The sequence below is a fragment of the Pseudomonas sp. 3A(2025) genome, assembly GCF_054589175.1.
On the sequence record NZ_BAAILM010000031.1, the window covers coordinates 130,018 to 143,300 of the forward strand.

A 13,283-nucleotide genomic window follows, 5' to 3' on the forward strand; every position below is an offset into this window, starting at 1 on the left:
CCAGAACCAGTTGCAGTTGCTCGCGGGTTTGTTGGAGCGTCTGCTCGAGCAGAGAATTACGGTCCACGGTGTTGGGCATGGGATCACGAGCCTGAATGAAAAAGCCGGTAAAACGATCGTTCTGCGTCCAGCAGCCCCCAGATTACGAGGGTCGTGTCTCTGCGTCGAGCAGTGCCATGAATGCCTTGGCGGCATTCGACAGGGTGCGCTCGGTGTGCAGGATATAGCCTAGCTGGCGATTAAGCTGTATGCCCGGCAAAGGGATGCGCGCCACCTGTTCGTCGAGCATGGTACGCGGAAGTACGCTCCATGCCAGACCAATGGAAACCATCATTTTGATGGTCTCCATGTAATTGGTGCTCATCGCGATGTCCGGTTTCAGCCCGCGTGCTTCGCACAATCCACTGACAATGTGATGGGTAAAGGTGTTGCCGCCCGGAAATACCGCCGGGTAACGCACGATATCCTCAAGATTCACCGGGCCGCTATTGGCCAGCGGATGCTCGGGCGCTGCAACAAAGTCCAACGGGTCATCCCAGACCGGCACGGCACGCACCAGCGAGTGCGGGGTGGGCGCCAGGGTGATGACCGCAAGCTCCGCACGGCCGTGCAGGATTTCTTCGTAGGCAATTTCCGAGTCCAGAAACTGAATGTCCAGCGCCACTTGTGGGTAGAGGCGAGTAAAGGCCCGTAACACAGGTGGCAGACGATGCAGGCCGATGTGATGGCTGGTGGCCAGGGTCAGGCGCCCGCTGATCTCGCCGGTCAGATTGGTCAGGGCCCGGCGGGTGTCATCGAGCACATTGAGAATCTGATACGCGCGCGGCAGCAGCGCGCGGCCTGCCTCGGTCAGGCTGACTTCGCGGCCCAGTCGGTCGAACAGGCGGACATTGAGTTGCTGTTCAAGTCCGGCGATGCGTTTGCTGATCGCTGGCTGGGTCAGGTGCAGGCGTTCACCGGCTCCGGAAAAGCTGCCGATTTCGGCAATAGCGATAAAAGCATTGAGATTAGCGAGATCCATGACCCTGCATTCCAGTTGGTTATCCAAAGCATAAAAATTATGAATTTGAGTTATTTAAGCATATTCCATAGCATTGTCCGCACAAGCCAAGGGGTCATCGAACCTGCATTGATTACCCAAGGCATAGAAAGACGCTGATGAGGAAAATGTCTGATGGCTGGCAAAACGCTTTACGACAAGTTGTGGGATTCGCATGTGGTCAAGCAGCGCGACGACGGTTCGTCGCTGATCTATATCGACCGCCATATCATCCACGAAGTAACGTCGCCGCAAGCCTTCGAAGGTCTGCGCCTGGCCGGGCGCAAGCCATGGCGGGTCGACTCCATTGTCGCCACGCCTGACCACAACGTGCCGACCACTGCCGAGCGCAAGGGCGGTATCGAAGCCATTGCCGATGAAGTCTCGCGTTTGCAGGTTCAGACCCTGGACGACAACTGTGACGAATACGGCATCACCGAATTCAAGATGAACGACCCGCGCCAGGGCATCGTTCACGTCGTCGGCCCCGAGCAGGGCGCAACCCTGCCTGGCATGAGCGTGGTCTGCGGCGACTCGCACACCTCGACCCACGGCGCGTTCGGCGCGCTGGCCCACGGCATCGGTACCTCCGAAGTCGAACACGTACTGGCTACCCAGTGCCTGGTCGCCAAGAAAATGAAGAACATGCTGGTTAAAGTCGAAGGCGAGCTGCCGTTCGGCGTCACCGCCAAAGACATCGTGCTGGCCGTGATCGGCAAGATCGGCACCGCTGGCGGCAACGGCCATGCCATGGAATTTGCCGGTAGCGCGATTCGCGACCTGTCCGTCGAAGGCCGCATGACCATCTGCAACATGTCCATCGAGGCCGGTGCCCGGGTCGGCATGGTTGCCACCGATGAAAAAACCATCGCCTACGTCAAGGGCCGTCCATTCGCGCCCAAAGGCCAGGACTGGGACAAGGCTGTCGAAGCCTGGAAAGACCTGGTGTCCGACCCCGATGCGGTGTTCGACACCGTGGTCGAGCTGGACGCTGCGCAAATCAAGCCGCAAGTCAGCTGGGGCACTTCGCCTGAAATGGTGCTGGCCGTCGATCAGAACGTTCCCGATCCTGCCCAGGAGCAAGACCTGGTCAAGCGCGGCTCTATCGAACGCGCCCTCAAGTACATGGGCCTGCAGGCCAACCAGGCGATCACCGATATCCAGCTGGATCGGGTGTTCATCGGCTCATGCACCAACTCGCGGATCGAAGACCTGCGCGCTGCCGCCGAGATTGCCAAGGGCCGCAAGGTCGCCGCGACCATCAAGCAGGCCATCGTCGTACCGGGCTCCGGCCTGATCAAGGAGCTGGCCGAGCAGGAAGGGCTGGACAAAGTGTTCATCGAAGCCGGTTTTGAGTGGCGTGAACCGGGTTGCTCGATGTGCCTGGCCATGAACCCCGACCGTCTGGGTTCCGGCGAGCACTGCGCGTCGACCTCCAACCGTAACTTCGAAGGTCGTCAGGGCGCCGGTGGCCGTACTCACCTGGTCAGCCCGGCCATGGCGGCGGCCGCTGCCGTGACCGGCCGTTTCATCGATGTTCGTGAATTGATCCAGCACTAAGGAGCCCAGCATGAAAGCCTTTACCCAGCTCAACGGCCTTGTGGCGCCTCTGGACCGTGCGAATGTCGACACCGACCAGATCATCCCCAAGCAGTTTCTGAAATCGATCAAGCGCACCGGCTTTGGCCCTAACCTGTTCGACGAGTGGCGTTATCTGGACGTGGGCCAGCCTTATCAGGACAACTCCAAGCGCCCGCTGAACCATGATTTCGTGCTGAACAACGCCCGTTATCAGGGCGCCAGTGTCTTGCTGGCGCGGGAAAACTTCGGTTGCGGCTCCAGCCGTGAACACGCGCCATGGGCGCTGGAAGAGTACGGTTTTCGCGCGATCATCGCGCCGAGCTATGCCGACATCTTCTTCAACAACAGCTTCAAGAACGGCATGTTGCCGATCATCCTGGCTGAAGATGAAGTCGATCAGTTGTTCAAGCAGGTTGAGGCCGAGCCTGGCTATCAGTTGAGCATCGACTTGCAGGCACAGACCGTGACCCGTCCTGACGGCAAGGTACTGAGCTTTGAAGTCGACGCATTCCGCAAGCACTGCCTGCTCAATGGCCTGGACGATATTGGCCTGACCCTGGTCGATTCGGACTCCATCCAGAGCTTTGAAGCCAGACACCGTGCCAGCCAGCCTTGGCTGTTCCGCGACTGATGCAGTGATTGGTCGTTTCACAACTGGCGCGGATCGCGGCTAAAGCCGTTCCTACTAACACGTGGGAGCGGTTGGGCGGCAAATCCGCTTTAGTCGCGAAAAAAACCACACAAGGTGTATCGACATGACCCAATCCCCGCATACCCAGGTTGTCCAGCGTCAGTTCGGCGAGCAGGCCGCTGCTTATCTCACCAGCGCTGTGCACGCCCAAGGCACCGAGTTTGCACTGCTGCAGGCCGAAGTTCAGGGCCGAAGCGACGCGCGGGTGCTGGATCTGGGTTGCGGGGCAGGTCACGTTAGCTTTAATGTCGCAGCCGCTGTTGGCGAAGTGGTGGCCTATGACCTGTCGCAGCAGATGCTTGACGTGGTGCGTGACACCGCTGTTGCCCGCGGGCTGGACAATGTCCGTACCCAGCGCGGTGCCGCCGAGCGTTTGCCGTTCGAGGATGGCGAGTTCGATTTCGTTTTCAGCCGTTATTCGGCGCATCACTGGAGCGACCTGGGTCTGGCCCTGCGCGAAGTGCGCCGGGTGCTCAAGCCAGGCGGGGTGGCGGCCTTTATCGACGTGATGTCGCCGGGCAGTCCGTTGCTGGATACCTACCTGCAAACGGTAGAAGTGCTTCGCGACACCAGCCATGTGCGCGACTATTCGGCTGCCGAGTGGCTGCGTCAGGTCAGCGAGGCAGGCTTGTTTACCCGCAGCCATACGCGCCAGCGGTTGCACCTGGAATATACGTCGTGGGTCGAGCGCATGCGCACCCCCGAAGCCCTGCGTGTAGCGATCCGTGAGCTGCAACAGGCCATGGGCAGCGAAGTGCGCGAGTATTTTGAAATCGCTCAGGATGGCTCGTTCAGCACCGATGTTCTGGTGCTCTGGGCCGAGCGATAAGTTTTTGACTGTGCGCAGCAAGCACACAACCGAGGATGTTATGAGCAAGCAGATTCTGATTCTCCCAGGCGACGGTATCGGTCCGGAAATCATGGCCGAGGCGGTCAAGGTACTGGAACTGGCCAACCAGAAGTACAGCCTGGACTTCGAGTTGAGCCACGATGTAATCGGTGGCGCGGCCATCGACAAGCATGGTGTACCGCTGGCCGATGAAACCCTGGAGCGCGCCCGCGCCGCCGACGCCGTACTGCTGGGCGCGGTCGGTGGCCCGAAGTGGGACACCATCGAGCGTGACATCCGTCCTGAGCGCGGCCTGCTGAAAATCCGTGCGCAACTGGGGCTGTTCGGCAACCTGCGTCCGGCCATTCTGTACCCGCAACTGGCTGAGGCCTCGAGCCTGAAGCCGGAAATCGTGGCCGGTCTGGACATCCTGATCGTTCGCGAACTCACCGGTGGCATCTACTTCGGTGCGCCGCGCGGTACTCGTGTGCTGGAAAACGGCGAGCGCCAGTCTTACGACACCCTGCCGTACAGCGAAAGCGAAATCCGCCGCATTGCCCGTGTCGGTTTCGACATGGCGCGTGTGCGTGGCAAGAAGCTGTGCTCGGTCGACAAGGCCAACGTCCTGGCATCCAGCCAGCTGTGGCGTGAAGTGGTCGAGCAAGTAGCCAAGGACTACCCGGACGTCGAGCTGAGCCATATGTATGTCGACAACGCCGCCATGCAACTGGTCCGTACGCCCAAGCAGTTCGACGTGATCGTCACCGACAACATGTTCGGCGACATTCTCTCTGACCAGGCGTCGATGCTCACCGGCTCGATCGGCATGCTGCCGTCGGCGTCGCTGGACACCCACAACAAGGGCATGTACGAGCCTTGCCACGGTTCGGCACCGGACATCGCGGGCCAGGGCATTGCCAACCCGCTGGCAACCATCCTCTCGGTGTCGATGATGCTGCGTTACACCTTCAACCAGGGCAGTGCGGCCGATGCGATCGAGAAAGCCGTCAGCGTGGTTCTGGATCAAGGCCTGCGTACCGGCGACATCTGGTCTGAAGGCAAGCAGAAGGTCGGCACCCGCGAAATGGGCGATGCGGTAGTCGAAGCCCTGCGAAATCTGTAATCTCTCTGGCCCGCCGCCATTCCACCACAGGCGCGGCGGCGGTCCCACTTTTAGGTAAGGTGTAGCGATGAAACGTGTAGGTCTGATCGGTTGGCGTGGCATGGTCGGTTCCGTGCTCATGCAGCGGATGCGTGAAGAACAGGACTTCGACCTCATTGAGCCGGTGTTTTTCACCACCTCCAATGTCGGTGGCACAGCGCCGTCGGTTGGCAAGGACGTGGCGCCTCTGAAAGATGCGTACAGCATCGAAGAACTGAAAACCCTCGACGTGATTCTGACCTGCCAGGGCGGCGACTACACCAACGAGGTGTTCCCCAAGCTGCGCGAAGCGGGCTGGCAGGGTTACTGGATCGATGCCGCTTCCAGCCTGCGCATGCAGGACGATGCGGTCATCGTTCTGGACCCGGTCAACCGCAAGGTCATCGACCAGCAGTTGGATGCGGGCACCAAGAACTACATCGGCGGCAACTGCACCGTCAGCCTGATGCTGATGGGCCTGGGTGGCCTGTTTGAAGCAGGTCTGGTCGAGTGGATGACTGCCATGACTTACCAGGCAGCCTCGGGTGCCGGCGCGCAGAACATGCGCGAGCTGATTCGTCAGATGGGCGCGGTCAATGCCTCGGTCGCCGATGACCTGGCCAACCCGGCCAGCGCCATCCTCGATATCGACCGCAAGGTGGCCGACGCCATGCGTGGCGATGCGTTCCCGACCGAGAACTTCGGCGCGCCGCTGGCCGGCAGCCTGATTCCGTGGATCGACAAAGAGCTGCCAAACGGCCAGAGCCGCGAAGAGTGGAAGGCCCAGGCCGAGACCAACAAGATCCTGGGTCGCTTCAAGAGCCCGATTCCGGTCGACGGCATCTGCGTGCGCATCGGCGCCATGCGTTGCCACAGCCAGGCATTGACCATCAAGCTGAACAAGGATGTGCCGATTGCGGACATCGAAGGCTTGATCAGTCAGCACAACCCTTGGGTCAAGCTGGTGCCGAACCACCGCGAAGCCAGCATCAAGGAACTGAGCCCGACGGCCGTTACCGGCACCATGAGCGTGCCGGTGGGTCGCCTGCGCAAGCTGAACATGGGCTCGCAGTACCTGGGCGCGTTCACTGTCGGTGACCAGTTGCTGTGGGGCGCGGCCGAACCGCTGCGCCGCATGCTGCGGATCCTGCTGGAACGCTGAGTTGCATTGCTGAACCAGAAAAGCCGCCTGCGAAGGCGGCTTTTTTGTGCGCGCCTGCCAGGCCAAAGCAAGCTTTTTCAGGCGAGCTCTTCCGGGTTTGGTGATGTCCTATCGCTTTGAGTGCCGCAAATGCACCTGGACATCGAGTAGTGCTCCTGCCTTCTCTCTATCAACCTGGATGAATTTTATGATCGCGCATTGGCGTTGGGCCGCAGGTCAGATGACAAAGCGGCTGTGGTTTCGAGCCAGCCTGTTTTCAGCTGTTGGTGTGTTAACGGCTCTATTGGCCGTTCTTTTCAAGGATTTCGTTCCGGCCTCGTTGCCAGCGCAAATCGGTGCTGATTCCGTCGACAAGATTCTCGGGATTATTGCTTCCAGCATGCTTGCCGTCACAACATTCTCTCTAAGCACAATGGTCAGCGCCTACAGCGCTGCCAGCAGCGGGGTGACTCCCCGGGCTACCACACTGGTTATGGAGGACAGCACCACTCAAAATGCGTTGGCTACGTTCATAGGCTCATTTCTTTTCAGCCTGGTAGGCATCATAACGCTCAGTACCGGTGCTTATGGTGCTCAAGGTCGAGTCGTGCTTTTTGCTGTCACGATCCTGATGATCATCCTGATCGTCTATACGCTGTTGCGCTGGATCGACCATCTTTCCAGATTGGGTCGGGTTGGCGAGACCATTGACAGGGTTGAGGTGGCAGCGCTGAGTGCTTTGAAGCGACGAGCGCAGTGGCCAACCCTGGGAGGTGCAAGCTATCCACCTGGATTGACGTTACCCGGCTTTGCAAAAACGATAGGCAGTGTGGATACAGGCTATGTGCAACACATAGATGTCGGGTTGCTCGGAGCCATTGCCCAGGAGCACCAGATTGAAATTTATATAGAAGTCTTGCCAGGCAGTTTCCTGCATCTGGGCGCTCCTGTGGTGCGGATTCTCGAACCGCAAAGAACAGATCAACTCAATCTGGCCGACGTCAGTAAAGCCATCCTTGCGGCGATAACCATAGGCCTGCGTCGCACCTTCGATCAGGATCCTCGATTCGGGCTTGTCGTGCTTGCCGAAATCGCTTCAAGAGCCCTGTCACCTGCCACTAATGACTCGGGAACGGCAATTGACGTGATCGGCCGAGGCGTCAGGTGTCTGACCGTCTGGGTGATGCAGCAGAAAGAGCCTGAAGGTATCAGTGAGCAATGCAAGCGAGTCTACTTGCGGGATATTCAGGCTGATGATCTCTTCGACGACTTTTTTACCCTGATTGCGAGGGACGGGGCTGCGCTTCTTGAGATAGATATTCGCATGATGAAAGCGCTTATTGCCCTGGCAGAGATCAGCCCTGAAAGATTGGGTCCGTGTGCCCGTTTACATGCGAATCAATTGCTTCAGCGAGCACAAACGGCTCTCACGTTGAATGAGGAAAAAGCACGGCTTGCCAGCGTTGCTGGCAAGCTGACGGGTCAGTCACTGGCTGGTTACGGGGGGTAATGCAACGTTCAGATTGCTCAGTCGCTTGCCCATTGCAATGCCGGGTTGCTCTATAAATCGCCATGTCAGCATCGATACTGCCAGTACCAGCGTCAACTGGATCAACAGAAAGGCGTTATCGCCCATCGCGCTGCCCGAGCTGAAATAACGGTGCAGGCCGTCCGTGCCGCCATGCTGCACGGTCAGCGTGTGACCCGTGATTTTCTCGACCAGACTGGCGCTGATCGACAGCAGCATGAGTACCAGTGCGTGGGTCAGGTACACCGAATACGACAGGGTGCCGAGCCAGATAAACCCTGCACTGCGCAGTGCCCTGGAAACCACGCCGGCTTCGAAGGCGAACACGCCGACCACCAGACAAAACAACAGCGCCAGCGCCAGATTCTGTCCGTCGCCGGCATAGGTAATTGCCAATCCTGTCGCGATCAGTGCAATCAGTTCCAGAATACTTGCCTGCCAAGGGCTCAAGCACACGCCTTGCACCTTCAAATACAGCTGATAGGTCACGCAGCCCGCGAAAAAACAGCCGATGCCGCGTAGCGCTAGCTCGGTCGGCAGCCCGGCCTCACGGTACAGGGCCACAAAGGCGCCCAGCGCCAACAGGGCGAAGGCGTATCTGGCCCGGCCGGGCAGGGCCAGGCTGAGTAAGCCGAACAGCAGGTACAGATAGAACTCGACGCTGATGCTCCAGGCCGGGTAGTTGAACGACATCGGATCGAAGCCCGGCCACCACGACTGGATCAACAGCAGATTGGGCAGGATCTCTGCCGGTGCCCGCGGGCCGCTAAAGCTGCCGCTGCCAAAGGGCACGCCCACTTGCTCGGCCACGACCTTGACGCACTCCAGGCCCACGGCCGCCAGCAGCATCGCCAGGTGCAATGGATAAATCCGCCAGGTGCGCGACACCACGAATTGACGCAGTTGCTGGCGTGAATGCAGTCGGCCGGCATAGGCATGGCTGATCACAAAGCCGCTGAGCACGAAAAAGAACGCCACCAGGTAGTGGGCGTTCCTGAAAAACAGCCATTCGCTGAAGCCTTGCAGGATGTGTGAGTGATAGACCACCACAGCCAACGCACACAGCCCGCGAAAGCTGTCGAGCACCAGAAAACGTTTCATGGCACATGTCCTTGAACTTGAGGGAAATGAGCGGCCGAAAACGTACTGCCAGCCAGGGCGAGAAAGGAGGGGGGGGGGAGATTTGAGTCGCGTTACCACCCTCGGATGATCCGACGGGCAGGCAATGCTGAATGGTCAGGAGTATGGCGCAGATCGGGATCTGCCCGCAATTGTCTGGCGGGCAGATCCGATATCAAGGCCGCTTTAGCGGGGTAATCAGGCCTTGAGCGTGGCCATGTCGATGACGAAGCGGTATTTCACATCACCGGCCAGCATGCGCTCGTAGGCCTGGTTGATATTGCGGATATCGAGCATTTCGATGTCGCAGCTGATGTTGTGCTCGGCGCAGAAATCCAGCACTTCCTGGGTTTCTGCCACGCCACCGATCAGCGATCCGGCCAGTACCCGACGCTGAAGCACCAGGTTGCCTGCATGCACTGGTGGGTCGATCGGTTCGATCAGGCCGACCAGAATGTGCACGCCATCGAAGGTCAGGGTTTCGAGGTAGGGATTGAGGTCGTGCTGCACCGGAATGGTGTCGAGCAGGAAATCAAAGCGCCCGGCGGCGGCTTTCATCTGTTCGGCGTCGGTGGAGACGATCACATGATCGGCACCCTGACGACGCGCTTCGGCGGCCTTGGCGGCGGAGCGGGTGAACAGCGTGACCTCGGCGCCCATGGCCTTGGCCAGCTTGATGCCCATATGGCCCAGGCCGCCCATGCCCAGCACGCCGACCTTGTCGCCGGCTTTCACGCCGTGGTGCTTGAGCGGCGAATAGGTGGTGATGCCCGCACACAGAATCGGCGCAGCGGCGGCCGGGTCGAGGCTTTCCGGGATGCGCACGACAAAGTGCTCGCTGACCACGATGCTGCTGGAGTAGCCGCCCATGGTGTTGCTGCCGTCGACGCGGTCAGGCGTCGCGTAAGTCATGGTCGGACCTTCCTGGCAATACTGCTCCAGATCGGCCTGGCACGCCTTGCAGGTACGGCACGAGTCGACCATGCAGCCGACACCGACCAGGTCGCCGACCTTGTAACGGCTGGCATTGGTGCCGGTGGCGGTGACCTTGCCGACGATCTCGTGGCCGGGCATCAGCGGGTAGACCGCGATGCCCCACTCGTTGCGTGCCTGGTGGATGTCGGAGTGGCAAACGCCGCAGTAGAGGATCTCGATGGCGACATCGTCGGCGCGCAGGCTGCGGCGCTCGAAGGTCATGGGGGCCAGTGGTGCGGTAGGGGATTGGGCGGCATAACCGATGGCGGTGTACATGAGAGGCCTCGCAAAAATGACAGCGTGTTGAGGCGAACCATTGTCGTCATCAAGGGCGGTCGCGACTATGACCATTTCTCCGTGATTCATGCCTGATTCTCCGGCGACTGACCTGCGGCGGCACTCAAGAAGCGCTGATCTGCGATGATAGGCCTGTCTGATCCTCTACTCGTGTGCCTTTATGCAACTGACCCGTCACCTTGAAGCCAATGCCATCCTCGTGTCCCTGATTCAGTCGCTGGCGGTGACGCCGGGCTGGGTATCGACCCGTCTGCCTGAGGTGAGGCTGATCAGTGCCTTCAGCCATATGGGCAGCAGCCCGCAAATCTACGAGCCGAGCCTGATGATCGTCGCGCAAGGCAGCAAGGTGGCGTTTCTGGGGCCCAGAACCTTTGAGTACGGCGCCGGGCATTACCTGATTCAGGCCTTGTCGGTGCCGTTCAAGTGCGAGACGTTTGCCACGCCCGAGATGCCGCTGTACGGCGTTTCAGTAGCGATGGATCGCACCTTGCTCGGTGAGCTGGTGCAGGCCATGGGTCCGGTGGACGGGCATGAAAGCCACCAGCAGACCCCGGAATCGATGACTTCGGTGCAGTTCGATGCCGGCATGCGCGAAAGTGTCGAGCGGCTGTTGCGCTGTCTGCATGATCCACTGGAGTGTCAGGTGATGGGCCAGGCGCGGCTGCGTGATGTGCTGTACAGCGCGCTGCGCGGACCGCAGGCGGGAGTGTTGCGGGCGCTGGTCGAGCAGCAGGGACAATTTGCGCGGGTGGCGGCGTCGGTCACTTACTTGCACGAGCATTACGCCGAGCCGCTGAACGTCGAAACCCTGGCCCGCTGCGCGAACATGAGCGTGTCGACCTTTCATGAGCACTTCAAGCGCAGCACCTTGCTGTCGCCGGTGCAGTACCTCAAGCGCCTGAGGCTGCTCAAGGCCCAGCAGTTGCTGGTCACCGACGGCCTGGGCGTGGCGCAGGTGGCGCTGAAAGTCGGGTACCAAAGTGCGTCGCAATTCGGACGAGAGTACAAACGCTATTTCGAGCGTAGCCCGGGGCAAGAGCTCGCTTCGCTATAGCTACAAGCTACAAGCTACAAGCTACAAGCTACAAGCTACAAGCTACAAGCTACAAGCGTGCATGACGCCGAATAGCTTGTGGCTTGCCGCTTGTAGCTTGTGGCTGGTTTTACATGTTGGGGTAATTCGGGCCGCCTGCGCCTTCCGGGGTGACCCAGGTGATGTTCTGCGACGGGTCCTTGATGTCGCACGTCTTGCAGTGCACGCAGTTTTGCGCGTTGATCTGGAAGCGCTTTTCGCCGTCTTCCTGAGTCACCACTTCGTACACGCCTGCCGGGCAATAGCGCTGCGCCGGCTCATCGTACAGCGGCAGGTTCCTGGCGATCGGAATGCTTGGGTCGATCAGCTTCAAGTGGCACGGTTGTTCCTCTTCATGGTTGGTGCTGGAGAGGAAGACCGAACTGAGCTTGTCGAAGCTCAGCTTGCCGTCGGGCTTGGGGTAAGCGATCTTTTTCGATTCGCTGGCCAGCTTCAGGCAGGCGTAGTCCGGCTTGGTGTCGTGCAGGGTAAACGGCAGCTTGTTACCGAAGATATTCTGCTCGAGGAACGCAAAGCCTGCGCCGGCGATGGGGCCGAACTTGTGCATGGCCGGGCCGAAATTGCGCGACGCAAACAATTCTTCGTGCAGCCAGCTGGCCTTGAAGCCCTCGACGTAGGTGTTCAGCGTATCGCCGCCTTCGGTGCCGGCAATCAACGCGTCGGCCACCGCCTCAGCGGCCAGCATGCCGGACTTCATGGCAGTGTGGCTGCCCTTGATCTTGGCGAAGTTCAGGGTGCCCAGATCGCAACCGATCAATGCGCCGCCGGGGAAGACCATTTTTGGCAGCGAGTTGTAGCCGCCCTTGACGATGGCGCGGGCGCCGTAGCTGATGCGCTTGCCGCCTTCCAGGTACTGTTTGGCCACGGGGTGATGCTTGTAGCGCTGGAATTCATCGAACGGCGACAGGTAAGGGTTGCTGTACGACAGGTCGATGATCAGGCCGACCACCACCTGATTGTTTTCCAGATGATAAAGGAACGAACCGCCCATATTGGCGCTGTCCAGTGGCCAGCCGGCGGTGTGCACCACCAGGCCCGGCTCATGTTTGGCCGGGTCGATTTCCCACAGCTCCTTGATGCCGATGCCGTAATGCTGCACATCGGACTCTTTGTCGAGTTCGAAACGCTTGATCAGTTGCTTGCCGATATGGCCACGGCAGCCTTCGGCAAACAGCGTGTATTTGCCGCGCAGCTCCATGCCGGGGGTGTACAGGCCATCTTTGGGCTGGCCTTCGCGGTCCACGCCAAGATCGCCGGTGACGATGCCGCGTACCACGCCGCTTTCGTCGATCAGCGCCTCTTGGGCGGCGAAGCCCGGATAGATCTCTACCCCCAGGTTTTCAGCCTGCTGGGCCAGCCAGCGGCACAGATTGCCCAGCGAGATAATATAGTTGCCTTCGTTGTGCATGGCCTTGGGCACAAAGAAGTCCGGGACCTTGATCGAGCTTTGCTCGCTACGCAACACGTAGATGTCGTCACGCTTGACCGGAGTATTGAGCGGCGCGCCGAGGGCTTTCCAGTCGGGGAACAGCTCATCGAGTGCGCGCGGTTCGAATACGGCACCTGACAGAATGTGTGCGCCCACTTCGGAGCCTTTTTCCACGACGCAGACGCTGATTTCCTGACCCGCATCGGCAGCCTTCTGTTTCAGGCGGCACGCGGCAGAAAGCCCGGAGGGGCCGGCTCCGACGATCACAACGTCGAATTCCATGTATTCGCGTTCCAAAGGCTATCTCCTACAAGGGCTCACGGTATTTTCTATAAGCGCTGTCGATAAACAATGCGCCTGGCATTGAATTCGCCGCTTCTTTTAAAGGAAGGCATTATATCTACACCACTGTGCAGGTCC

At 59.7% G+C, this 13,283-nt stretch carries 11 protein-coding genes; 7 read left to right on the forward strand and 4 right to left on the reverse strand.

Translation table 11 applies throughout. The annotated features are described in order from the left end of the window. Positions 1-142: 142 nt before the first annotated feature. Positions 143-1,021: a LysR family transcriptional regulator gene (locus tag ACYP2A_RS11865; protein ID WP_459745181.1), complete on the reverse strand. Its 879-nt coding sequence runs from the start codon at positions 1,019-1,021 to the stop codon at positions 143-145. A gap of 153 nt (positions 1,022-1,174) precedes the next feature. Here ACYP2A_RS11865 and leuC point away from each other — a divergent pair, with 153 nt between their 5' ends. The 6 genes from leuC (at position 1,175) to ACYP2A_RS11895 (ending at position 7,932) form a co-directional block, all read left to right on the forward strand. After that, positions 1,175-2,599, forward strand: a complete 1,425-nt coding sequence (gene leuC, locus ACYP2A_RS11870) for a 3-isopropylmalate dehydratase large subunit (protein ID WP_459745182.1) — start codon at positions 1,175-1,177, stop codon at positions 2,597-2,599. A 10-nt stretch (positions 2,600-2,609) separates the two neighbouring features. Beyond that, on the forward strand, positions 2,610-3,251 hold the full coding sequence (gene leuD, locus ACYP2A_RS11875; protein WP_459745183.1) for a 3-isopropylmalate dehydratase small subunit: 642 nt from the start codon (positions 2,610-2,612) through the stop codon (positions 3,249-3,251). Between the two features lie 124 nt (positions 3,252-3,375). Continuing rightward, on the forward strand, positions 3,376-4,140 hold the full coding sequence (locus tag ACYP2A_RS11880; protein WP_459745184.1) for a class I SAM-dependent methyltransferase: 765 nt from the start codon (positions 3,376-3,378) through the stop codon (positions 4,138-4,140). Between the two features lie 40 nt (positions 4,141-4,180). After that, a complete protein-coding gene (gene leuB, locus ACYP2A_RS11885) occupies positions 4,181-5,263 on the forward strand; it encodes a 3-isopropylmalate dehydrogenase (protein WP_459745185.1) in 1,083 nt (360 codons plus the stop codon). A 67-nt stretch (positions 5,264-5,330) separates the two neighbouring features. Next, positions 5,331-6,443 (forward strand): aspartate-semialdehyde dehydrogenase, encoded by a 1,113-nt coding sequence (asd, locus tag ACYP2A_RS11890; protein WP_056840058.1) that lies wholly within the window; start codon positions 5,331-5,333, stop codon positions 6,441-6,443. Positions 6,444-6,630: 187 nt separating this feature from the next. Continuing rightward, positions 6,631-7,932 carry a DUF2254 domain-containing protein gene (locus ACYP2A_RS11895; protein ID WP_459745256.1) on the forward strand — a complete coding sequence of 434 codons (1,302 nt, stop codon included), beginning with the start codon at positions 6,631-6,633 and terminating at the stop codon, positions 7,930-7,932. On the opposite strand, the gene ACYP2A_RS11900 is transcribed toward ACYP2A_RS11895, so the two are convergent. Beyond that, the gene (locus ACYP2A_RS11900; RefSeq protein ID WP_459745186.1) at positions 7,909-9,051 is read right to left on the reverse strand and encodes an acyltransferase family protein; all 1,143 of its coding nucleotides are present in this window, start codon (positions 9,049-9,051) and stop codon (positions 7,909-7,911) included. The genes ACYP2A_RS11895 and ACYP2A_RS11900 overlap by 24 nt on opposite strands. A gap of 216 nt (positions 9,052-9,267) precedes the next feature. Next, positions 9,268-10,320, reverse strand: a complete 1,053-nt coding sequence (locus ACYP2A_RS11905; protein ID WP_459745187.1) for an NAD(P)-dependent alcohol dehydrogenase — start codon at positions 10,318-10,320, stop codon at positions 9,268-9,270. 181 nt (positions 10,321-10,501) lie between these two features. On the opposite strand from ACYP2A_RS11905, the gene ACYP2A_RS11910 reads away from it, so the two are divergent. Beyond that, on the forward strand, positions 10,502-11,395 hold the full coding sequence (locus tag ACYP2A_RS11910) for an AraC family transcriptional regulator (RefSeq protein ID WP_459745188.1): 894 nt from the start codon (positions 10,502-10,504) through the stop codon (positions 11,393-11,395). 109 nt (positions 11,396-11,504) lie between these two features. Here ACYP2A_RS11910 and ACYP2A_RS11915 read toward each other — a convergent pair whose 3' ends face one another. Then, complete coding sequence (locus ACYP2A_RS11915; RefSeq protein WP_459745189.1) at positions 11,505-13,160, reverse strand: electron transfer flavoprotein-ubiquinone oxidoreductase; 1,656 nt, start codon at positions 13,158-13,160, stop codon at positions 11,505-11,507. Positions 13,161-13,283 lie beyond the last annotated feature (123 nt).